The 23,025-nt window shown below is 61.6% G+C and carries 19 protein-coding genes; 12 read left to right on the top strand and 7 right to left on the bottom strand.

All coding sequences use genetic code 11. From position 1 onward, the window contains the following. The first annotated feature begins 2 nt into the window (after positions 1-2). From FMA36_RS15570 to FMA36_RS15545, 6 genes are all read left to right on the top strand, one after another. Entirely contained in the window at positions 3-1,211 is a 1,209-nt protein-coding gene (locus FMA36_RS15570; protein ID WP_240906591.1) for a TolC family protein, read from the top strand. After that, positions 1,208-2,359 carry an efflux RND transporter periplasmic adaptor subunit gene (locus FMA36_RS15565; protein WP_408885630.1) on the top strand — a complete coding sequence of 384 codons (1,152 nt, stop codon included), beginning with the start codon at positions 1,208-1,210 and terminating at the stop codon, positions 2,357-2,359. The genes FMA36_RS15570 and FMA36_RS15565 overlap by 4 nt, the downstream gene beginning before the upstream one ends. Next, entirely contained in the window at positions 2,359-5,430 is a 3,072-nt protein-coding gene (locus tag FMA36_RS15560) for an efflux RND transporter permease subunit (RefSeq protein WP_159263197.1), read from the top strand. Before FMA36_RS15565 ends, FMA36_RS15560 begins: the two co-directional genes overlap by 1 nt. Continuing rightward, positions 5,430-6,101 carry a response regulator transcription factor gene (locus tag FMA36_RS15555; protein ID WP_159263196.1) on the top strand — a complete coding sequence of 224 codons (672 nt, stop codon included), beginning with the start codon at positions 5,430-5,432 and terminating at the stop codon, positions 6,099-6,101. The genes FMA36_RS15560 and FMA36_RS15555 overlap by 1 nt, the downstream gene beginning before the upstream one ends. Further along, positions 6,098-7,453 carry a sensor histidine kinase gene (locus tag FMA36_RS15550; protein WP_159263195.1) on the top strand — a complete coding sequence of 452 codons (1,356 nt, stop codon included), beginning with the start codon at positions 6,098-6,100 and terminating at the stop codon, positions 7,451-7,453. Before FMA36_RS15555 ends, FMA36_RS15550 begins: the two co-directional genes overlap by 4 nt. 228 nt (positions 7,454-7,681) lie before the next feature. After that, positions 7,682-9,949 carry a TonB-dependent receptor gene (locus tag FMA36_RS15545; RefSeq protein WP_159263194.1) on the top strand — a complete coding sequence of 756 codons (2,268 nt, stop codon included), beginning with the start codon at positions 7,682-7,684 and terminating at the stop codon, positions 9,947-9,949. Between the two features lie 285 nt (positions 9,950-10,234). Here FMA36_RS15545 and FMA36_RS15540 read toward each other — a convergent pair whose 3' ends face one another. Continuing rightward, entirely contained in the window at positions 10,235-10,576 is a 342-nt protein-coding gene (locus FMA36_RS15540; protein ID WP_159263193.1) for a hypothetical protein, read from the bottom strand. Between the two features lie 381 nt (positions 10,577-10,957). On the opposite strand from FMA36_RS15540, the gene FMA36_RS15535 reads away from it, so the two are divergent. Continuing rightward, positions 10,958-11,758: an SDR family NAD(P)-dependent oxidoreductase gene (locus FMA36_RS15535; protein ID WP_159263192.1), complete on the top strand. Its 801-nt coding sequence runs from the start codon at positions 10,958-10,960 to the stop codon at positions 11,756-11,758. 102 nt (positions 11,759-11,860) lie between these two features. Here the strand turns inward: FMA36_RS15535 and ppk2 are convergent, their stop codons facing one another. The 3 genes from ppk2 to FMA36_RS15520 all read right to left on the bottom strand — a co-directional run bounded on the left by ppk2 (position 11,861) and on the right by FMA36_RS15520 (position 14,503). Then, on the bottom strand, positions 11,861-12,772 hold the full coding sequence (gene ppk2, locus FMA36_RS15530; protein WP_159263191.1) for a polyphosphate kinase 2: 912 nt from the start codon (positions 12,770-12,772) through the stop codon (positions 11,861-11,863). 32 nt (positions 12,773-12,804) lie between these two features. Then, positions 12,805-14,160: an inorganic phosphate transporter gene (locus FMA36_RS15525; protein WP_159263190.1), complete on the bottom strand. Its 1,356-nt coding sequence runs from the start codon at positions 14,158-14,160 to the stop codon at positions 12,805-12,807. A gap of 115 nt (positions 14,161-14,275) precedes the next feature. Then, positions 14,276-14,503 carry a hypothetical protein gene (locus FMA36_RS15520; protein ID WP_159263189.1) on the bottom strand — a complete coding sequence of 76 codons (228 nt, stop codon included), beginning with the start codon at positions 14,501-14,503 and terminating at the stop codon, positions 14,276-14,278. A 259-nt stretch (positions 14,504-14,762) separates the two neighbouring features. Here FMA36_RS15520 and pstC point away from each other — a divergent pair, with 259 nt between their 5' ends. The 5 genes from pstC (at position 14,763) to FMA36_RS15495 (ending at position 19,310) form a co-directional block, all read left to right on the top strand. After that, entirely contained in the window at positions 14,763-15,740 is a 978-nt protein-coding gene (gene pstC / locus FMA36_RS15515; RefSeq protein WP_159263188.1) for a phosphate ABC transporter permease subunit PstC, read from the top strand. Between the two features lie 14 nt (positions 15,741-15,754). Further along, positions 15,755-16,651, top strand: a complete 897-nt coding sequence (gene pstA / locus FMA36_RS15510; protein ID WP_159263187.1) for a phosphate ABC transporter permease PstA — start codon at positions 15,755-15,757, stop codon at positions 16,649-16,651. Continuing rightward, positions 16,648-17,445 carry a phosphate ABC transporter ATP-binding protein PstB gene (pstB, locus tag FMA36_RS15505; protein WP_206065129.1) on the top strand — a complete coding sequence of 266 codons (798 nt, stop codon included), beginning with the start codon at positions 16,648-16,650 and terminating at the stop codon, positions 17,443-17,445. Before pstA ends, pstB begins: the two co-directional genes overlap by 4 nt. 17 nt (positions 17,446-17,462) lie before the next feature. After that, positions 17,463-18,158 (top strand): phosphate signaling complex protein PhoU, encoded by a 696-nt coding sequence (phoU, locus tag FMA36_RS15500; RefSeq protein WP_206065342.1) that lies wholly within the window; start codon positions 17,463-17,465, stop codon positions 18,156-18,158. Between the two features lie 105 nt (positions 18,159-18,263). Continuing rightward, positions 18,264-19,310 (top strand): aldo/keto reductase, encoded by a 1,047-nt coding sequence (locus tag FMA36_RS15495; protein ID WP_159263185.1) that lies wholly within the window; start codon positions 18,264-18,266, stop codon positions 19,308-19,310. Positions 19,311-19,376: 66 nt separating this feature from the next. On the opposite strand, the gene FMA36_RS15490 is transcribed toward FMA36_RS15495, so the two are convergent. From FMA36_RS15490 to FMA36_RS15480, 3 genes are all read right to left on the bottom strand, one after another. Beyond that, on the bottom strand, positions 19,377-20,384 hold the full coding sequence (locus FMA36_RS15490; protein ID WP_159263184.1) for an aldo/keto reductase: 1,008 nt from the start codon (positions 20,382-20,384) through the stop codon (positions 19,377-19,379). A 249-nt stretch (positions 20,385-20,633) separates the two neighbouring features. Next, the gene (locus tag FMA36_RS15485; protein WP_240906406.1) at positions 20,634-21,692 is read right to left on the bottom strand and encodes an alpha/beta hydrolase; all 1,059 of its coding nucleotides are present in this window, start codon (positions 21,690-21,692) and stop codon (positions 20,634-20,636) included. A 440-nt stretch (positions 21,693-22,132) separates the two neighbouring features. Beyond that, positions 22,133-22,699 carry a hypothetical protein gene (locus tag FMA36_RS15480; RefSeq protein ID WP_159263182.1) on the bottom strand — a complete coding sequence of 189 codons (567 nt, stop codon included), beginning with the start codon at positions 22,697-22,699 and terminating at the stop codon, positions 22,133-22,135. Between the last annotated feature and the right edge of the window lie 326 nt (positions 22,700-23,025).

Raw genomic sequence — 23,025 nt, 5'->3', positions numbered from 1 at the left:
TGATGGTGATTGCCACGAGCGGGCAGGGAGCGGCCCGGCCTGCCCGGTCCCTGTCCTTTCATGATGCCGTGGGCATGGCATGGGCCATTGACCCGACCCGGACCGAACTGCAGGTGGGCCAGCACGGAGCCGCGCAGCGGGCCAGTGCGGCAGGGTCGTGGTTTGCGGGTGGGCCGACCGTTTCGGGTGAATACATGGATGATCATGCCCTGGGCAGCAATCTGGGCTACACCACCTATCAGGGCGGGGTGTCGGTGCCGTTATGGCTGCCGGGGCAGCGGAGTGCGACGCGCAAGGTAGCCAGCATGGAAGCCGCCACGCTGGCGGAGCAGCTCAATGTGGCGCATATGGCGCTTGCCATCCGTGTGCTTGATGCAGCGGCAGTTGAACGCATGGCCATGGCCCGCCTTGCCACTGCCCGCGACCTGTACGAGGCCATGAGCCGCATGGGCGCCAGCGTTGGCCGGGCCAGCCGCGCGGGTGAACTCTCCGCCGCCGACCGGCAACTGGCCGAAGCCGGCACGCAAAACGCCCGCAACGAACTGGCCCTTGCGCAGGAGGAGGAGGAGAACGCCCGCACGGGGCTGGACGTGCTGCTCGGCCAGCCTGCCATGCCCGATATTACGCAATATGGCGGCAGCGATGTCAGCCGCGCGCGTTTTACCGCGCCGCGCGATATCGAGGATAATGACCCCCGTGTCCGCGCCGCGCAGCATACGGTGGAGGCTGCCGAGGCCAACATGAAGCTGGCGCGCCGATCCTTCATGCCCAATCCGGAAATCGGGGTCGACGCCATTCATGAAAAACAGTTCGGCAGCCCGTGGGATGACCGCGTGGGCCTGAACTTCAGCATTCCGCTGCCCAGCGAGGTGCGCAATGCCCCGCTGATGGCCGAGGCCCGTAACCGCCTTGCCGCCGCCACCAGCCAGCAGGTGCAGGCGCGGCGCATGGTCCATCTGGAAATGATGCGCGTGCGCGAGCGGCTGATCACTGCCACCGCCACCCGCCAGGCCAGTGCGGCGGCGGCGGCCAGCATGGAGCAGCGCGCCGTGGCGCAGGAGCACGCCTGGCGCGTGGGCGAGGCCAGCCTCGATACCGCACTGCAGGCAAGGCAGGCGGCATGCAACACGCTTCTGGCCAGCTTGCGGGCCGAGGTGGAATGGCATGTGGCCAGCATCCGAGTGCTGATTGCCACGGGCGTGGTGCCATGAGGCTCGCCCCCGCCTGCCGCGCGATGTTCCTCATGCTCGCGCCCCTCACGGCCTGGGCGCAGGACGGGCCGCCCGCCCTGCCGCCAGTTGTTCATATGGATGAAAAGGCTGCCGTGAACGAAGGGCTTGCCATCACGGTTGCAAAACCCGGCCACCTTGTCGCGAGCCTGCCGGTCATGACGCGGGTCATGCCCGATGCGGTGCGGGTCGTGCATATCCACCCCGCAGGCACGGGCAAGGTGGTGCAGGTGCTCGTGCAGCCGGGGCAGGTGGTGCGGCGTGGCGACGGGCTGCTGCGCTATCAGGACCATTCCCTGCATGTCGCCCGCCTGCAGGCCATACAGCTGCGTGCAGCACTTTCTGCCGCCATCGCCGCGCGTGATGATGCTGCAAGCGCCTGCGCGCGCGGGCGTCTTCTGGCCGGGCAGACCGTATCAGTGGCCGAACTGCGCCGCAGGCAGGATGCGCTGGCGCAGGCCCAGGCCACCGTGCGCGCCCGGCAGGCGGATGTGGATACGCTGGGTCACCGCTTTGCCGAGGAATTCAATTCATCCTCCGAGCATGACGGCACCGACGAGATATCCACCCTCATCGCCCCGTTTGATGGAACGGTCATGACGCTCGATACATCGCTGGCCGGTGACCTTACGCCTGCAATGGATGTGGCCAGCATTGCCGATCTCTCGCGCGTCTGGCTGGTGTCCGACCTGCCGCCGGAACAGGCGGTGCGGGTGCAGCCCGGCGGCACGCAGGTGACACAGACGGCGCAGGGCAGCGTGACCTCGCAGATCGAGACGGTCGATGGCGTGGCCAGCCCCCTGACCGGGCTGGTGCGCGTCATCAGTGCCGTGCCGGACCCCGCGCGGCGGCTCATGCCCGGCACCGTGCTCGATGCCACGTTGCAGACGCATGAGGATGCAGGCGGCATCGTGGTGCCAGCGGCAGCGGTGCAGGAGATCAATGGCCAGAGTGTCGTCTTCAGGCGCCTTGACAGCGCAACCTACGCGCCGGTCGTGGTCATGGTGGTGCTGGAAGAAGGCGGTCAGGCTGTAGTTCAGGGCGGACTGCAAGGCGGTGAGCCCATTGTGGGGCAGGGGAGTTTCGCGCTCAGATCCATCATCGGTCTGGCCGGAATGGATGCCGACTGATGGGCACCCGGTTTCTTGAAGCCCTGTTGCGCGCGCGCATGGTGGTGCTGGGCGTGCTTGGCCTCGTGCTTGCGGCAGGGGGGCTTGCGGTCATGGACCTGCCGGTAGAGGCGGTGCCCGACATTTCGCCCCGGCAGGTGCTGGTCTCGGTCGTGGCCCCGGGCCTTGCCACCGAGGAGGTGGAAAAGCTCATCACCTTTCCCGTCGAGGCCAGCCTGACCGGCATTCCCGGCGTGACCGACCTGCGTTCCGTCTCGCGCGGCGGGGTGTCGGTGGTGTATGTTCAGTTCGATGATGAAACGGATATCAACCTTGACCGCACCCGCGTGAATGAACGCCTGCAGCAGGCCCGTGGCGCCATTTCGGTGCCTGGCGTGAGTCTGGGCATGGGGCCGCTGACCACGGGGATGGGCGAGATCATGCAGTTCCAGATAAAGGGGCCGGGCCGCACGCTGATGGACCTGAACCGCATCATGAACTGGACCGTGGTGCCGCAGATGCGCCTCGTGCCTGGGGTGGTGGATGTCAATGTCAATGGCGGGGCGGAAGAGACCTATGCGGTAACACTGGACGAGGCGCGCCTGATCGCGGCCAATCTGTCGGTAGGGGAAGTCTATCGCGCGGTGGATGCGAATAATGCGGCGGCAGGCGGCGGATGGATCACCCGTCATGCCGAGCAGCAGATCGTGGTCGGGCGGGGGCTTGTGCGCAGCGTGGAGGATTTTGGCGCCATTCCCGTGCGCAGCAATGCCGATGGCTCGGTGCTGCGGCTGCGCGACCTCGGGCGCGTGGGTCTGGGCGCACGCACCCGGCTGGGCGCCGTAACGCGTGATGGACAAGGCGAGATCGTGATTGGCGTGGTCATGATGGAAAGCGGGGCTAGTTCCAACGCCACCCTTGCCGCCATCGACCACGCGCTGCCCGCCATTCGCCGCGCACTGCCTGCGGGGGTCACGCTCGATCCATATTATACCCGCGCCACGCTTACGGGCCGGACCATCGCCACCGTGCGCGACAACCTGCTGGCGGGTGCCGTGCTGGTGGTGGGCGTGCTGGTGGTGGTGATCGGGAGCTGGCGGGCGGCGGTGGTCATTGCCTCGGTCATTCCGCTGGCCCTTGTCTGCGCCATGGCGGGCATGCGGCAGTTTGGCATCTCGGCCAACCTGCTCAGTCTGGGCGCGATCGATTTCGGCATGATCGTCGATGGCTCGCTGGTGGTGGTCGAGCATATCCTCGCGCGGCGCGAAAGCGAACCAGAAGCGGATTTTGCAGCACTTGTGGTCAGTGCCGTGCGCGAGGTCATGCGGCCGGTCAGCTTCGCCATCCTTGTCATCATCATGGTCTACCTGCCCGTGCTGACGCTGCAGGGCGTCGAGGGCCACATGTTCCGCCCCATGGCGCAGACCGTCATCATGGGGCTGCTGGCCTCGCTGGTTTACTGCTTTACCTGCGTGCCGGTGCTTGCCGCCCTTGCGCTCGGGCCGGTCCGGCCACGGGGGGATACGCAGCTGATCGGGTGGCTGCGCAGGCCTTACGCGGCCATGGTAGGGTGGGGCGAGGCACATCCACGCATTTTGTTTGGCGGCACGCTGGCGGTTTTCGCGCTATCGGTGCTGCTGGCAACCCGGCTGGGAGGCGAGTTCATTCCGCAACTTGATGAAGGGGCGCTGGCGGTCACCACCACGCGGCTGCCCTCGGCCTCGCTCGATACCGTGCTGGCCTCGGTAACAGAACAGGAGCGGATCCTGCGCCGCTTTCCTGAAGTAAGGGCGGTGATCAGCAATACCGGCACATCCGCCATTCCCACCGACCCGATGGGCGTTAACGAGACGGATAGCTTCATTTTCCTCAATGATCCCGCCACATGGAAAACCGCCCGCACGCAGGCGGGGCTTGTGGCCGCGATGGATGACACGATGCGGCGTGAACTGCCCGATGCCCTGTATTCATGGAGCCAGCCCGTGCAGATGCGCATGGACGACCTGCTTTCGGGCGTGCGCACCCAGATTGCCGTCTCGATCTATGGTGATGACCTGGGCCAGCTTTCCGCTCTGGGCGACCGGGTGGCGGGGGTCATGTCATCGGTAAAGGGGGCGGCGGACGTGGCGCCCGCGGGCGATGGCACCGTGCCGCTGGTCGTGATCGACATCGACCGTGCCCAGGCAGCAGGCCGCAATGTGGCCACGCAGGATATTCTCGACACGGTGGAAGCCGTGGGCGGACATATCGGCCGCGCGGTCATGGTTGATAATGCGATGATCAGCACGCAGGTGCGCCTTGACCCCCGGCAGGTTGCCTCACCCGCCACTATTGCGGCATTGCGGGTGCCGCGGCTTGATGGGCAGGGCCGTGTCCTGCTGGGGCAGGTGGCCCATCTGCACCTCGTTGACGGGCCGCCGCGCATCAGCCGCGACCGGGTGCGCCGGCGCATGGTGGTGCAGGCCAATGTGCGCGGGCGCGACCTGTCCTCCTTCGTGGCGGAAGCGCAGGCCCGCGTGGCCCGTGATGTCAGGCTGCCCGAAGGCTACACCATTGAGTGGGATGGCCAGTTCCGTAACCTGCAATCGGCGGTGCTGCGGCTTGAAATCGTGCTGCCGGTGGCGCTGGGGCTGATCTTTGCCCTGCTGGTTGTGGCGTTTGGCGCGGTCAGGCCTGCCCTGCTGGTCTTTGTCAACCTGCCGGTGGCGGCAACCGGCGGTATCGTGGCGCTGACAGTGCGCGGACTGCCCTTCAGCATCTCGGCGGGGATCGGCTTCATTGCGCTGTTCGGGGTGGCGATCCTGAACGGGGTGGTGCTGGTCAGCAGCATCGGGGCGCTGAGCCGGCAGGGCATGACGGTGGCTGCTGCGGCCTTTGCTGCCGCGCAGTCGCGTTTTCGTCCTGTCATGGCCACGGCCCTTGTGGCGAGCCTCGGGTTCTTTCCCATGGCCTTCTCCGAAAGTGCGGGGGCGGAGGTGGAGCGTCCCCTTGCCAGCGTGGTCATTGGCGGGCTGGTGTCCTCCACGTTGCTGACCCTGCTGGTGCTGCCATCACTATACGCGCGGGTCATGCGCGAGAGGGAGCAGGGCTGATGCGTATCCTCATTGTTGAAGATGAAACCGATCTGGGGGCGGCGGTGCTCGAGCGCGTGCGGCAGGCGGGCCATGCGGTGGACTGGTTTACCACCATCGAGGAGGCCCGCGCCGCCCTGGCAACGGTGGCCTATGACTTCATGCTGCTCGATCTTGGCCTGCCGGATGGCAGCGGGCGCGACCTGCTGCGCGGTGTCAGGGCGCGCGGCCTCGACATTGCCGTGCTCATCACCACGGCCGAGGACCAGATCAGCGACCGCATCGCCGGTCTGTCTGACGGGGCGGATGACTATATTGTCAAACCTTACGACCTTGATGAACTCGTGGCCCGGATCACCGCCGTGGCCCGGCGTTTCGCACCGCGCCGGCACGCAGCGCCGGTGTGCGTGGGGGATGTTGCGATTGACCGGCAGAACCGCGTGGTGCGGCGCAATGGCGCGCCGCTTGAGCTGACGGCGCGGGAATGGGCCATCATGGAACTGCTGTCGCGCAGGCCGGGCATGATCCATTCGCGCAGCCAGATCGAAACCGCCCTGTATGCGTTCGGAGATGATGTGGAGAGCAACACGATCGAGGTCTTCATCAGCCGCCTGCGCAAGAAGGTGGGCAACGCGGTCATCCGCACCGTGCGCGGGCGCGGATACTGCCTGGCTGCCGGGGCCGGGGCATGAAAAGCTGGAGCCTCGCCAACCGTATCATCAGCAGCGTGCTGGCTGTTGTCATCATCAGCCTGCTCGCACTTGGCGTTGCCATCGGGTTTTTTACGCATCATGAAATGATCGAGCGGCTGGACAACTCGCTGCAGGAGGTATCCGAGCGGTTGCAGAGTGCGATCGTAACCCAGCTTCATGCCGCCCCCACTGGCACGGTTGCGGTGGTGCCGGGGGCAGGGGCATGGGCGCTGGCCTATCAGATCGTGGACCCTGAGGGCCATGTGGTGCTGCGCTCGCAAAATGCGCCGGTGCAAGCTTTTGTATGGCCCGCGCAGGCAGGATTTGCCGATACGCAGCACTTTCGCGTCTATGTCGCGGTGCCGGATGCCACATCCTACCGGGTGATGATTGGCGAGCCGATGCGCCACCGGCATGGCGCGATCCGGCGGGCCATGATCATCCATCTCCTGCCCATTCCCATCTTCATACCGGTTATCTGGCTGCTGGTGCGCCTGACGGTGCGCCGTGCGTTGCAGCCGCTCGACCGCCTCAATGCCGAGATGCAGTCACGCGGCAGCGGCAACCTGAGCCCGGTGCCCCCGCTTGACCTGCCGGTGGAACTCATCTCCATCCAGACATCGCTCAACACCCTGCTGCTCCGCCTGGAAAAAGCACTGGCCACCGAGCGCGCCTTTGCAGCGAGTGCCGCGCATGAACTGCGTAACCCCATTGCCGCCCTGCAGGCACAGATCCAGTTGCTTGAAGCCAGCCTTGCGCCGGGTTCGGCCATGACAGCGCGCGTGCAGGTCATTGCCGGACGCACCCGGCAACTTGGCCGGACGGTGGAAAAGCTGTTGCAGTTTTCTAGGGCCATGTCCGGCGTGGCGTTCAGGCGCGAACGCTTTGACCTGCTGCCCGTGCTCTACCTGCTGCTTGATGACATGGACAATGCCGCAAAAGGCCCGCATCGCGTTAAAATCGAGGTGGGGGATATTGAAGGCATCTTTGTCTATGGCGACATTGATGCGACCGGCATCCTGTTCCGCAACCTGATTGAAAACGCCCTGGTGCATGGTGCGGGAGAAGGTTGCGCACGCATCCGTCTGCGCGATGACGGCACGGTGGATATTGCCAATGATTGCCCGCCCCTGCCGCAGCCCGTGCTGACGCGCCTGACCAACCCGTTCGTGCGCGGTTCAACCACCACGGAGGGCAGTGGGCTCGGTCTTGCCATTGCCAGTAACATTGCCGGGCAGATGGATGCCGAACTGCATATTGTATCCCCCCTGCCGCAACAGGAGCAGGGCTTTCTCATATCCATCCGTTTTCCCGATGTCGGGATTGTCAAAGGGGTGGCGTGTGAGGCGTGATGCCTCGGTTTGATGAAATTTTCCAGGCATTGCCTCTTTTCAAGGTTTTTTTGACCTGATCTGCATCAGAAGCTGCTTTTGGTTTCAGGTTTTTTGTACACAGGCCCACGGGTAGGGCTGCGTTTCGGTGGCGTGGAATGAGAATGCAATTCATGTACATTCCATATTGCAATTCATTATCATTAGCCTGATAAGGCGGGTATGAAACGTGACCTTTTGAGCTTTGAAATGAGTCTTCGCACCCTGTGCCTGACCACGATCTGCGCCTCCTCGCTACTGGCGGGGGGCTATGGCCCGGCGGTTTTCATGGCTGAGGCACAGGCTGCGGACCAGCCCGGTGTTACGGCGGATGATACGGACAAAACCGGTGCCCCGTCGGCCCGGAAAAAGAACGGTGAGGCCGCCCCACGCCCCACGTCCGATGCGACTGCTGAAACATCGCGGCACGAGGACATGGTCGTGACCGCCGCGCGCCGTAACCGCATGTATGTCAGCAGCGGGGGCGACCTTGGCGCGTTGGGCAACAAGAAGGGGCTGGATGTGCCCTTCAACATCCGCAGCTACAATTCCAGCCTGATCCTCAACCAGCAGTCACAGACGCTGGGCGATGTGCTGCTCAATGATCCCACCGTGCGCACGACCATGGGCTACGGCAACTACGCCCAGCTGTTCCAGATCCGTGGTTTTACGCTGTATGGCGATGATGTTGCGATTGATGGCCTGTATGGCGTAACCCCGAGGCAGCTTGTCTCGCCCCAGCTTTATGATTCGGTACAGGTGCTCAACGGGGCCAGCGCGTTCCTCAATGGTGCGGCCCCCGGTGGCTCCGCACTCGGCGGCAATGTCAACCTCATACCCAAGCGGGCGGGGGCGACCGACATTACGCGTATTACCGGCGATTATACCAGTAGCGGGCAGGGGGGCGGGGCCTTCGATGTCAGCCGCCGCTTTGGCAGGAACCATGCCTTCGGGCTGCGCTTCAACGCGGCGGGGCTGGATGGCGAGACCCCGATCAGGGGCGAGCGTCGCGATGACGTGGCCCTTGGCCTCGCGTTTGACTGGCATGATGATGACACGCGCATCGACATGAACATGAACTACCAGAAGCAGCAGGTCTTTGGCGGGCGCAGCGCCATTATCGTGACCGGCCTGCCTGCGGGCACCAGCGTGCCCAGAACCACCGCGCCTTCGGCCAACTGGGGGCAGCGCTGGGCCTATACCGATCTGACCTATCTGTTCGGCACGCTGAATATTGAACATGACTTTGGCAGCCACATCACCACCTACGCCAAATTCGGTGCCCAGAGCGGCAACGAGATGGGTGATTACGCCACTACGACCCTGAGCAACGCAGCCTCCGGCGATGGCTCGGTGGGAGCCATGACCGATGCCTATAATGTCATGAACGAGGCCACGCAGGCCGGCGTGCGGGCACGGGTCAATACCGGCCCCATCCACCACGAGATCAATGCTGGTGGCTCGGCCATATGGGAGGCAACCAATGCGGCCTATACCTGGGGCCCGTCTGTTGCAGGCAATATCTATCAGCCCACGCAGTTCCGGCCGGTTGAAAACTATCCGCCCGGTGGCAACATTGCTGATCCGGGGCGCACGGCGTGGAACAAGCTGTACAGCTTGTTCCTGTCGGATACGATGACCTTCTGGCACAACCGGATCGCCCTGACCGGCGGGTTCCGGTACCAGGATATCCTGTCGGACTCATTTGATTACGATACCGCCAAGCTGACCACCCATTACGATGCGGCGGCCTTCTCGCCCATCATCGGGCTGGTCATTCATCCGGTCAGCCATATGGCGCTTTACTTCAACCGCATTCAGGGCCTATCGGCAGGCACGACGGTGGGGTCGGGCTACGTCAACCAGGGCCAGGTATTCACGCCTTACCAGACCACGCAGTATGAAGTCGGCGCCAAGTATGATGTGGGCCGCTTTGCCGCCGGTGTCGCCTTTTTCCAGACTGCCATGCCCTATGGCATGAGCGAGGCCTATGGCACGACCGGCCAGTCCATCTACACACAGGATGGCAGGCAGCGGAACCGGGGCATGGAACTGACCTTCAATGGCGAAATCCTGCGCGGGCTGCGCTTCAATGGCGGCCTGACGCTGATCGATGCCAAGCAGGTGCATACCGCCAGCGGCCAGTATGATGGCAAGACGGTTATCGGCGTGCCCAACTACAGCATCAACGGCAACCTTGAATATGACGTGCCGTTCGTAAAAGGGCTGACGCTGGTTGGGCGCGTGATCAATACCGGCAAGCAGCAGTTCAACAATGCCAACACGGCGCACCTGCCGGTCTGGTCACGCTTCGACCTTGGAGCGCGTTATACGTTCCTCGCCGCCAAAAAGCCGCTTACGGCCCGTTTTGAGGTCGATAACGTGGGCAACCAGCGCTACTGGGCCTCGGTCTATCAGGGGTATATGGTCATGGGGGATCCGCAGACCTTCAAATTCTCCATCAGCGCCGATCTCTGATTTTAAAAAGCGCCTGGTGTCGCGTCTCATCTGTCAGCGGGTACGGGCAGGGCATACAGGCTATGGGGCGTAAAAGCCCAGATGGTCCTGCTGTCCGTATAAAGCAGGGCATCGCGCAGTGAATTGCCCCGTCAGGCATAACCTGCTGCCCTGCCATGTTGCGTGGATCGCGCCCGCGGGGCGCATGGGCAGCATGCCAGGGCGGATCGGATCGCCATTCATTTTTTCTGGCTGAACACCACGGGATGCACGCCGTCATGCATGTCAAGGAACAGCGCACCGCCATCAGGCATGGTGCTGTCGAGTAAGACAGGCCGGTCCGTCTGTATGGTGTTCCACATATAGCTGACGCGGATGGATCCTTCGATACTGGCGGGCAGTTGCGCCATGGCATATTGCGGGTGCCCCCTCATGCGTGCGGAACATGACGATAACGGTCGTATTGCCCGGCCCCATGAGCTGGTGGCAGGTCATGCCCTGCGTGTCGCAACTGTTCAGGGTATCCGCCGCCTCCCAGTCCTTGCGCGTCGGGTTCCATACGTTGAGGATGGCGGAGGGCAGGTGCCCGCGTGTTTGCGGGTCCTGGGTCACGCTGGCTGGCTGCTGGTCGCCCGCTCTGTCGAGCATTATCAGATCCTGCCCTGCGAAGGTCATGCGCCGGGTGCATGAGAAGGGCGTATACACCCCCTGATGGGCATCGCAGCAGGGCAGGGAAAATACCGGTTGGTGAAATATGTAATTGCCATGCAGTCATCACGGTCATGCACACCATGCCCGCGCCTTGAGCCCTGATCATTGCAGGGACAGGGGTGGTGAGGGTGATGACAGGCAGGGATGAAGCCGCGCGTTTTATAGCCGGTGCGTGAACACGTCGGGCGCACATCTGCCCTGAAAAAGCTGTTGAACCGGTTCGAAGCCAAAGCGATATGATGAAAGCAACAGGGCAGGACGCATGGGCCAGCAGGCCATGCCGCATTGCCAGAAGCATGAACGGAGAGAACACGGCACATGACAGATAGCAAACGGTTTGGCGGCAAGGTCACGCTGGTAACAGGGGCTGCAGGCAATATCGGCCTGGCCACGGCGCAGCGGCTGGCGGCGGTGGGCTCGGCCATCGCACTGCTCGACCTTGCGGGCGAGAAACTTGACGAAGCCGTGCGCACGGTGGCGGCTGCCGGGGTTACGGCACGCGGCTATGGCTGCGACGTGACGGATGCGGCAGGCGTGCAGGCGGTGGTGGACCAGGTGGCGGCTGATTTTGGCCAGATCGACTTTCTGTTCAACAATGCGGGCTATCAGGGAGCCTTCGCGCCGGTGCAGGATTACCCGGTGGAGGATTTTGCGCACGTCATGACCATTAATGTCTGTGGCGCGTTTCATGTGCTGCGCGCGGTCTCGCGCCATATGGTGGCGCGCAAATTCGGCCGTATCGTGAACACGGCCAGCATGGCGGGTGTGGGTGGCCCGCCGAACATGGCCGCTTATGGAGCCTCGAAATTCGCCATTATCGGCCTGACCCAGACAGCCTCGAAAGATCTGGCACCCTATAATATCCGGGTCAATGCCATCAGCCCCGCCTTCATGGGGCCCGGCTTCATGTGGGACCGGCAGGTGGAACTGCAGGCGGCTGTGGGTAGCCAGTATTTCTCGACGGACCCCAAGGTCGTGGCCGAGCAGATGATCAATTCCGTGCCGATGCGCCGTTATGGTAACATCAAGGAAATTCCCGGCGTGGTGGAATTCCTGCTTGGTGATGATTCCAGCTACATGACTGGCGTCAACCTGCCAATTGCAGGCGGTATCCTGTAAGGAAGTATTTAGAAAATAAAAGTTTCCGGGCGCCGCCTTTTTTCAGAAAGGCGGCGTTTTCTGAAGCTTTGTGAAAAAAGCTTCCCCAGAAACTTTTATGCCTCAGTATTTCTCCGGCACGAACATGGTCTCGGGCACGGGCTGGCGGATGTAGTCCGGGCTGTAGACCCGCTCGGGCAGGCGCACTTCGGGCTTGTGAATGTCGTGGTAAGGCACCTGCGAGAGCAGGTGGCTGATGCAGTTGAGGCGGGCCTTCTTCTTGTTGTCCGCGCGTACGATCCACCAGGGCGCTTCATCAATGTTCGAGCGTTCGAGCATGATTTCCTTGGCCAGGGTGTAGGATTCCCAGCGGCGACGGCTTTCAAGGTCCATCGGGCTGAGTTTCCACTGCTTCAGCGGGTCTTCCATGCGGGCGCGAAAGCGCAGTTCCTGCTCGTCATCGGAAATGGAAAACCAGTATTTGACAATCTGGATGCCGCTGCGCACCAGCATGCGCTCGAATTCCGGCACGGAGCGGAAGAACTCGTCATATTCCTCATCCGTGCAGAAATTCATCACGCGCTCCACGCCCGCGCGGTTGTACCAACTGCGGTCAAACAGCACGATCTCGCCGGCTGCGGGCAGGTGGGCCACGTAACGCTGGAAATACCACTGCGTGCGTTCGCGGTCGTTGGGGGCGGGCAGGGCGGCCACGCGGCAGATGCGCGGGTTGAGGCGCTGGGTGATGCGCTTGATCACGCCACCCTTGCCCGCCGCGTCACGCCCTTCACAGATCACGACCAGACGGTGCCCGGTATCTTTCACCCAGTCCTGCAGCGTGACCAGTTCGCCCTGCAGGCGCAGCAGTTCACGGAAATAGGTTTTTCTGAAATCGGTGTTTTCCGCCCCATCTTCCGAACCGAGGCGGGCATCATCGAGTTCCAGTTCAATTTCTTCGTCAATGTCATCAAGCACCTCCTCGCGCAGGCGGTCGCGCTCTGACGGGGCTCTGGGGTCTTTGCAGGTGTCGTTCATGTCAGGGGTCGTTTCCATTTACAGTGCGCGCCTTACCAGCTCAGCACGTAGAACAGGCTGGCGGCGATGGTGATGGTGACAGGCAGGGTAAAGACCCATGCCAGCGCAATCTTGACCAGCATGCCCCGGTTGATGCCCGAGCCCGAGCCGAGCATGGTGCCCGCAATGCCGGCGGTAATGATGTGCGTGGTGCTGACCGGCAGGCCGGTATAGCCCGCCGTTGCGATCAGGCCCGCGCCCACCAGCTCGGCCGAGGCACCCTGCGCGGGGGTGAGGTGCGTATTGCCGATCTTCTCGCCCAGCGTATGCACGATGCGCTTGTAGCCAATCATGGTGCCAATGCCCAGGCACAGCGCGCTGAGCAGGCGCACCCACCACGGCGCGTATTCCACCACCCGGCGCATCTGGTTGCTCAGGGTCTTGGCGGTGGCGCGGTCATGGGCGGAAGCCTGCGTGTTGAGCGAGACCGCCTTCAGCCCGGCCACGACCTCATACAGGTCGGCGCGCAGTTGCGAGGGCACGACCGCATCGGGCGTGGTCTGGGTCAGGCGGTTGACCGAGGCGATGGCTTCCTCACGCAGGCCGTCATGGTCGTATTGCGTGATCAGGGGGGCCGCATCGGTGGCATATTGGGCAATATGGCCGATCTGGGGCTTGCTGTCAGGGGCAAGGGCAAAGGTTGCGGGCAGGATGCCGATGATGGTCAGCATGATCAGGCCGATGCTTTTCTGCCCGTCATTGCTGCCGTGCGAGAAGCTCACACCGGTGCAGGTCAGGATCAGCAGGCCGCGCACCCAGCCGCGTGTCGGCCTGTCGCCCTGCGGCGGCTGATAGAGTTCGGGGTCATGCACCAGGCGCTTGATGATGAAATACAGCCCGCCCGCGCCAATCAGCCCCAGCAGCGGCGAGATGGCCAGCGCGCGCAAAATCTTCCAGATCTGTGACCAGTCAACGCTGTTGCCGATTGCACGCGTGTGCAGCAGCGCATCGCCAATGGCAATGCCAATCAGCGCGCCAATGACGCAGTGCGAGCTGGAATTGGGAATGCCGAACCACCAGGTAAACAGGTTCCATGCCAGCGCCGTGCCAAACAGGGCAATGAGCATGGGCACGGCCGGGTCGCCATTGGGCGGCGAGAGCACATCGGCGGGCAGCAGTTCAACAAGCCCGTAGGCCACGCTGATGCCGCCAAGCACCACGCCCACGAAGTTCATCAGCCCCGACCAGATCACGGCGGTGCGCGGCTTTAGCGATTTGGTATAGATGACGGTGGCAACCGCGTTGGCCGTATCATGAAAACCGTTGACGAATTCGAATATGCACACCAGCGCGAAGCACACGACCAGCGCCAGGATGGAAAAAGTTGAATAGGGTGCAAAATGAAGCATGAAACAACACCAGAAGTTATTGTCACGCCAATTTAAATAAAAAGTTCCTTAAAATAAATAATACTCATTCTTATTTAATATAATGTTCATATTTATGAATGTGGAATGCCGCCTTTCAGGCATAGCGCCGGGTGGCGTCCATGCCGCGGGCAGGCCTGCCGCGCCCGAGGCGGAAGCGGGTGCGCGCGCGGGCCACCGCATCTTCATAGGAGGGGAGGATATCACCATCCATCTGGGTTACGCGTTCGTGCATGGCGCGAAAGGTATAGGGTTCATCGGGGCCATCCTGAAACACGATGCCAATGAACACGCCATCAATTTCAATAACGCTGGATTCAAACATGAGGCTCGTTCCTGCCTGTCTTTTGGTGGGCGGTCCGTGTTTCCGGCCTGCCCGTTGCGGGTGCTATGCCGCATTTTTCCGGGTGGCTTCAACCTGAAATATGTGAACTTTATATGACGTGCCGCAAGTAGATATCAGGCATACATGCATGTAATGGCGGGTGTCATAAAAACTTCATGAAAAATGATGCACGTTATTATTGTCACGAGTCAGTTAATCCGCTTAGTGCTGCATTCATGTCATGCATATCAGGAACTACATGATGGAAGTGCCATCCACCACCGCAGGCCCCGGCGCGGCCGTCTCCGGGCGCAACGCAGGGGGCAATGTCGGTGATATCGCCTTTGGCGTGCTGGCCCGGCTGGCCGGGTGGTCCATCCTGCTGGTCATGGCGGGCATCATCATCGTGCTGGTCAGCGGGGGGTGGCAGGCGTTCTCCACCTTCGGGCCGGGGTTCATCACCAGCAAGGCGTGGAACCCCATTTCACATAATTTTGGCGCGGCGACATCGATTTTTGGCACGCTGATCACAACGGTCGTGGCCCTTGTATTTGCCGTGCCCTTCGCCTTTGGCGTGGCCTTCTGGCTGGTTGAAATGGCGCCACCTGCACTCGCCCGCGTGATCGAGACGGCCGTGCAGCTTCTGGCCGCCGTGCCCTCCATCATCTTCGGCATGTGGGGGTTCTTCATCGTGGTGCCGTTCATGGCGCATTATGTCGAACCCGTGGCCACGCGCTACCTTGGTCATGTGCCGGGCATCGGGCTGCTGTTCCGGGGTGCGCCCTATGGCACGGGCCTGCTGACCGGCGGACTCATCCTGGCCATCATGGTCACGCCCTTCATCTGCTCGGTCATGGCCGATGTGTTCGTCTCCATCCCCGCCGTGCTGAAGGAAAGCGCCTTTGGCCTGGGGGCAACGCGGTGGGAGGTCATGCGCAAGGTGGTGCTGCCGTGGTCGCGGCAGGCGGTGATGGGCGGCATCATGCTGGGCACGGGCCGTGCCCTGGGCGAGACGATGGCCGTGACCTTTGTCATTGGCAACAGCAACCGGCTGGGCTGGTCGCTGTTCGCGCCGGGCAACACCATCGCCTCGCTGATCGCGCTTGAATTCCCCGAAAGTTCGGCCGGCAGCCTCAAGCTCTCGGCGCTGCTGGCGCTGGGCGCGATCCTGATGGTCATTTCATTCATTACCTTGGCCTGCTCGCGCATGTTCCTCCAGCGCGGCATAAAGAACTAGGGAAGTAGCCTTACATGTCAGCCCAGAAAGTACAGGCCGGGGCCCGGGACGGGTGGCAGCGCGGTGGCGCGCAGGCCGTGCGGCGCAGGATTGTCGAGCGCCTGGTCAACGTGCTGTGCGCCATAGCCACCGTGGTTGTCCTGTTCCTGCTGTTTTCCATTTTATGGACGCTGGTCACGCGGGGGGCGGCAGGGCTGTCGCTTTCAACCTTCCTGCACAGCACGGCGGCGCCCGGCAGTGGCGGGGGGCTTGCCAACGCCATTGTGGGCAGTTGCGAGCAGACCCTGCTTGCCGCCCTGCTCGGCACGCCCATTGGCATGCTGACCGGCATCTACCTGTCGGAATTCAGCCATGACGGGAAGATTGTCTCGTTCGTGCGCTTCGTGTCGGACATGATGTTGTCGGTCCCTTCCATCCTTGTCGGGCTGTTCGTCTATCTGGTGGTGGTGGAGCCTGCGGGGCATTTCTCGGGCATTGCGGGCACGCTGGCGCTTGCCATCCTGTTCATCCCCATCGTGGTGCGCACGACCGAAGACATGCTGCACCTCGTGCCCCGCGCCATGCGTGAGGCCGCCTACGCGCTGGGCGCGCCGGGCTGGCGGGTGATCGTGAGCATCTGCCTGCGCGCGGCGCGTGGCGGCATCATGACCGGCATCCTGCTTGCACTGGCCCGCATCTCGGGTGAGACGGCGCCGCTGCTCTTCACCTCGCTTGGCAACCTGAACTGGTCCACCAACCTCAACGCGCCGATGGCGAGCCTGCCTGTCACCATCTATCAATATGCCGGTTCGGCCTATGATGACTGGGTGCAGATGGCCTGGACCGGCGCGCTGCTGATTACGGTTGCGGTGCTGGCAACCAACATCTTCGCCCGCTGGTGGCTCTCGCGTAATGGAACCGCATCATCATGAACACCCTCACCATGGATAACAGGCCCGTGCAAGCCCAGTCCGCCCCGGCGATTGCCATCCGCAACCTCGATTTCTGGTACGGCGAGAACCACGCGCTGCGCGGCATCTCGCTTGACTTCCCCACCCGGCAGGTGACCGGCATGATCGGTCCTTCAGGCTGTGGCAAGTCAACGCTGCTGCGCATCCTCAACCGGATGTATGACCTCTATCCGGGTCAGCGCGCCATGGGCGAGGTGCTGTTCGATGGCCGCAACATTCTCTCGCCCGGCATCGACGTGAACGTGCTGCGCTCGCGCATTGGTATGGTGTTCCAGAAACCCACGCCTTTCCCCATGTCGATCTATGACAACATCGCCTTTGGCGTGCGTCTGCACGAGCGCCTGTCACGCACCGAGATGGACCAGCGCGTGGAAAACGTGCTGCGTCGCGTGGCGCTGTGGGGCGAGGTCAAGGACCGGCTCAATGCCTCCGCCGCAGCCCTTTCGGGCGGACAGCAGCAGCGCCTGTGCATTGCGCGCACGATTGCAACCCGGCCTGAAATCATCCTGCTTGATGAGCCGACCAGCGCGCTCGACCCGATCTCGACCGCGCGGATCGAGGAACTGCTTGATGAACTCAAGCAGGAATTCTCGATTGCCATCGTCACCCACAACCTCCAGCAGGCAGCCCGCTGCGCGGATCGCGTGGCCTTTTTCTACATGGGCGAACTGGTTGAAGTGGACACGGCGGACAAGATGTTCACCGCGCCGCATGAAAAGCGCACCCAGGATTACATTACCGGCCGCTTCGGTTGATGACGAAAGACGTGATGATGCCACAGGAATCGATGCACACTGTTCAGAGTTACGAACAGGAACTTGAACAGCTCCGTTCGCTCATCAACAAAATGGGCGGCATGGTCGAGCGCCAGGTGGCGCAGGCCATTACGGCGGTGGTCGAGCATGATGAGGTCGCCGCCGTCGATGCGCCGGAAATGGACCCCCATGTTGATGAACTCGAGCGTCAGACCGAGGCGCTGGTCATCCGCCTGCTTGCCCTGCGCGCGCCCATGGCGGGCGACCTGCGCGAGGTGGTGGCGGCGCTGAAAATGTCGGGCGATCTGGAGCGGATCGGGGATTGCGCGGCCTCCATCGCGCGCCGGGCCATGCGCAACGAACTGCTGTCATGCCCCATATCGCTCACGGGCCTGCACAGCATGGGCCGACTGGTGCAGGAAAATCTGCGCCGCACCATTGATGCGATGGACCAGCGCGACCCGGAACTCGCGCGCATTGTCTGGCAGTCCGATACGGCGGTGGACGAACTCTATGTATCGCTCTTCCGCGAACTCGTGACCTACATGATGGAAGACCCCCGCAATATCGGTCCATGCACCCATCTGCTGTTCATAGCCAAGAACCTTGAACGTATTGGCGACCACGCCACCAATATTTCCGAGCGCGTCTATTACTCCGTCACCGGCAATATCCTGCCCATCATCCGCCCGCGTGGCGGCACGTTTGACTGAAGCGGCCGCCCGATCCCTGCCTGATTGCGTTACCGTCCGTCTTTTGCAACACTTACCCTGACAGACGGCCCGTGCCGCGCTCCACCAATCAGGCAGGTTTTTTACATGCAGCAACGTGAACTCGGTCGCACTGGCATCATGGTCAGTGAGATCTGTCTTGGCACCATGACCTTCGGCCAGCAGAATACGGAAGCCGAAGGCCATGCCCAGCTTGATCTCGCACTTGATCACGGCATCAACTTCATTGATACCGCCGAGCTTTATTCCATCCCGCCCCGCGCCGAGACCTATGGTGCGACGGAAACCATCATCGGCAGCTGGCTCCGGGCGCGTGGCGGCCGTGACAGGCTGATCATTGCCAGCAAGGTGGTGGGGCGCGGCACATCGCCATGGTTCCGCCCCGGCGGGGAGGAAACCCGGCTGACGCCCAAGCAGATCCGTTACGCGCTCGATGGCTCGCTGCGCCGCCTTGGCACGGATTACATCGATCTGTACCAACTGCACTGGCCCGACCGTAAGTTGGGGATATTTGGCGCGGGCGGCAATACATTCACCTCTCTGCCCGAAGCCGATGAGGTGCCCATTGCCGAGACGCTGGGCGTGCTGGGCGATCTGGTGCGCGAGGGCAAGATCCGCCATGTGGGCCTCTCTAACGAGACGGCATGGGGTGTTTCGCAATATCTGGCTGAATCCCGCCACGGCGCGCCGCGCGTGGTGTCGATCCAGAATGCCTATAACCTCATCAACCGCACCTTCGAAATCGGCCTGGCCGAGATCGCCCTGCGCGAAAAGGTGGGCCTGCTGGCCTATTCGCCGCTGGCGCAGGGTTACCTGACCGGCAAATACCTTGGCGGCGCGCGGCCTGCTGGCGCCCGCACCACGCTGTTCAATCGCGGCCAGCGCTACGAGAAGCCGGGCGTGGAAGAAGCGGTCAGCGCCTATATCGCACTGGCAAAAGCGGAAGGGATCGACCCGGTGCAGATGGCTATTGCCTTTGTCACGTCCCGGCCATTCGTGACCTCAAACATTATTGGCGCCACCAGCGTCGAGCAGCTCAAGACCATTCTCGGTTCGGTTGATCTGCTCATTACCCCGGAACTCGAGGCCAAGATCAACGCGATCCATCAGGTGCACTGCAACCCGGCACCCTGAGCGGTTTTGTCTTGCCCGCCCGGGCTGCCGGGCGGCCCAGATACCTGCACCGGCTCTATCTTACTCCTAATTCTCTCCGAACCCCGATTTCTCGCTGTCGAGTACCGCCATCTGTTTTAGATCGTAACGTTCCCCGGCCGCAGCTCCTTTGGGAACAGCCTGCTCGATAGCAGCCAGATCGTCGGGCGTCAGCGCAAGATCAAGCGCACCCAGCGCCTCGGAGAGCCGATCGCGCCGACGGGCTCCTACAAGTGGTACGATGTCGTCACCCTGTGCGGCCACCCAGGCAATTGCCAACTGGGCCACGCTCGCGCCCCTGGTGGCTGCAATTTCGCGCAATGTCTCCACAAGGGCCAGATTGCGCTCGACATTGCCTTCCTGAAAGCGGGGGCTACGAACCCGAAAATCCCTTGGTCCCTTCGCCCCCTGCCAGTGCCCACTGATCAGACCCCGCGCGAGCACGCCATAGGCTGTTATGCCGATGCCGAGTTCACGACAGGCAGGAAGAATTTTGTCCTCGATGCCACGCGAAATCAGCGAATATTCAATCTGAAGATCGCTGATCGGATGGACGGAAGCCGCGCGCCGGATGGTTTCCGGGCCAACTTCCGAAAGGCCGATATGCCGGACATAACCGGCCTGAACCATCTCGGCGATGGCGCCAATCGTTTCTTCAACAGGCACTGCCGGGTCCAGCCGTGCAGGCCGGTAGATATCGACATGATCAAGCCCGAGCCGTTGCAGGGTATAGGCCAGGAAATTCTTCATGGCAGCAGGGCGTGCGTCGTAGGAACCCCAGTTGCCACTTGGGTCGCGCATCGCACCAAACTTGACGCTGACGAGGAATCTGTCGCGAGGAATATCCCTGATCGCTTCACCGATCAGCATCTCGTTATGGCCCATGCCGTAGAAATCGCCAGTGTCGAGAAGCGTGATCCCGGCGTCCAGCGCGGCATGGATGGTAGCGATGCTTTCTTTCCGATCAGCCGGACCATACATGCCGGACATGCTCATACACCCAAGACCGATTTCGGATACCTGAGGGCCGCTCTTACCAAGTTGCCGCAATTTCATGCTTAAGAAAAATCCCTGTTTCCTGAAGCAGAACCCTACCACACAGGCTATCTTTCGATAACCTCTCTGCCGTGCAGCTTTTCGTCCCTTGGAACGGAACGAATTTTCCGTTTGATGGAACAAGCGGACAGGCGATAGTCGGCTGCATCTCAGACGTGGGAATGCCTTGCCAATGTTTCCAAATGCGGACGCTTCCAAAGCGGAACGGGTGCCAATCCAGATGCCCAAACCTCATTGAGATATCCAGGATCAGTTTCCTTGAGGTTTGTAGTTCTGCCATAGCCATAACAGGGCTTCGGGCAATGTCTGTTCAATTGTAGGACCGTCCACATGACCGGCGTTACGCGACAGAACGAACTGGTAGTCATATTCTTTTTCGGCCAGCACACGGGCCATGTTTTCACTGGCCAGTACCCAGTCATGCATGCCATCGGGCATGGCCGGAGCAGGATAGAACAGATCCTTGTCCCCTGCCGCGAACCAGAAGCGGATCGGCTTGCGCGGGGCATTGGGTATAAGGGCCGCACCGGGCTGACTGCCTGTTGCTGTCGGGTTGCCTGCCCATGGTGAATGATACTGCCATGCCCCACCCGGCATGGCATCAGCATGTGGCCATTGCTGGTTCGTCAGCGTAGGAGAATAGGCCAGCACACGATGGTACAGTTCCGGATGGAACCATGCCATACCAAATGCCGCGCCGCCACTTGAACTGACACCCATCGTTGCACGACCGTCAGGATCATGGGTCAGAGCAACGTCCGCATGCTGCTGTACCAGCGGCAGGACCTCACGCTCAACCCATTCAGCATAAGTGCCTGACACCGTGTCATATTCCCGTCCACGCTCGCTACCCTGCGCATCCTGTCCGCCAGAACCGATACCAATCGCGATCAGGGGAGGGAGCCGATGACTGGCGATCAGCACATCCAGGACTGCGAACAGGTCACGACCGGGATAAATACCATCCGCCCCGCCATCGCCGAAAACAAGAAACGGAGCTTTGGTACCTGGTTTGTACTGAACGGGTACATACACATCCACCTGTCGCATCCATGGACCCGAATGGCTTTCTGCCAGCCGCAGGTTGGATGGATCTCCGGGAGCGGAACGAGACGTATAGATCGCGCCGTTAGGACAGTTATCGGGGTCGTCACGTACAATGCCAGGATTGAACAGGACACTGTGTCCGGACTCCATGGCGAAGGATACAATCCGTCCGGAAGGCACATTTGCCGTCATGGCAAACTCGGGTGCAAACGGATGGGTCGGTCCCAGCACGAAATTGCCATTGGCTGTGTCCGACGGCACAGTTCTGTCGGGCAGATCGTGTGCAGGTGGATAGTGCGGGTTATGCGGATCACGCCGGGGCGGCATATTGTCAGTCGTCAGTGCCGAAAGATCAATAAAGAACGGTGACAGGGGATGTGTTGTATTGGCAGTAGGCGGCGGCGGAATGTGCAGGGACTGGCAATCGGCGTGAGCGGGCGAAACAGGCATCGCAAGACAAACTGTCCAGACTGCCACGAAGACGGAAACCGGTATTCTGAAGCCCGATGCCAATAGTCTGTTCCCGCCCTGCATTAAAAACTGCGTATCTCTCTATCCAAACACGATACCAGTTCCATATCTACCCTTCGCATAAGACTGTTAGAAAACATACTCGACCAGACATAGGTTACAGTGTGTTTTTTCATTTTTTACGGAAATCAGACAGGCGGCAGTCGCCTCACGGCAGACGTTGACGTTGTTTATCCCTGAAGCCGATCAAGCGAGAGCACAGGCAGTTTTAGCCAGTTTGGATCAACGGGGTAAATCTTCCAGTCGCCTTTTACCGGTGTGCGAACTTCCACCTTCTCCGGATGGAAATCACGTAACCATCGCGCAGCGGCCTCCAACTGAGGCGTAAGTTCTCCCTGCTCGATTGTAGTGGTCCTGCACCAATCTCCTTTCCTATCGGTAACAACAGCTGTGCGTATTTCTCCATTTAGCCATTGCGCGACGAGCAACTTGGCGTGTTCTGCGATAATATCTGCTTCAGCATTCCAAAGCTCGTATGGAGCCGGGTTGTGTGTCTCCCAGTATCCGAAGCTGACTGTCAACTCTTCGTCAGCAGTATAAAGCGCAATGGGTTCTATCTCGCGGCCATCTACGCGCTTGATCGTGAGCAAAAGATAGCCGGGCTCCCAGCGCGTCCATTCACCGTCTCGGGCAATGGGCCAAGTGTGAAGGGCCGTGTAAACAACTCTGGACCACTCATCAATAGGGCCTGCGACATCGCTCGGATAAGGTACTCCAGATTCTACAGCATCGGTCATAGGTCATCATTGCTACAAGGACGGCAGATTGTCACCTTTTGCGGCTTCATAGCGGTCATTCTGCTTTCCCCAAGCCACTAGTCAGCGATTTACCGTAACAGAGTAGTAGGAGCACGCGCTGATCTTGCCCCACAGTCAAACTCTTGTGATGCAGTCCTGTCCCATGCAGCCTGCAAGCACGTGCCTCGCCCCCTGAAACCAGCCATTCCAGCCTGTCCTCATCTGCGTGAGCGCAGGTCTGCCCTGCCGGGTGCGGACATTGACACGCTACGGCGGAATATAGTCACGATACAGGGAGCATTGCATCAACACGCAGGGCATGGCGC

It is taken from the genome of Komagataeibacter xylinus (assembly GCF_009834365.1).
Lineage (GTDB): Bacteria > Pseudomonadota > Alphaproteobacteria > Acetobacterales > Acetobacteraceae > Komagataeibacter > Komagataeibacter xylinus_D.
This window is presented reverse-complemented; position numbering and strand designations above follow the sequence as displayed.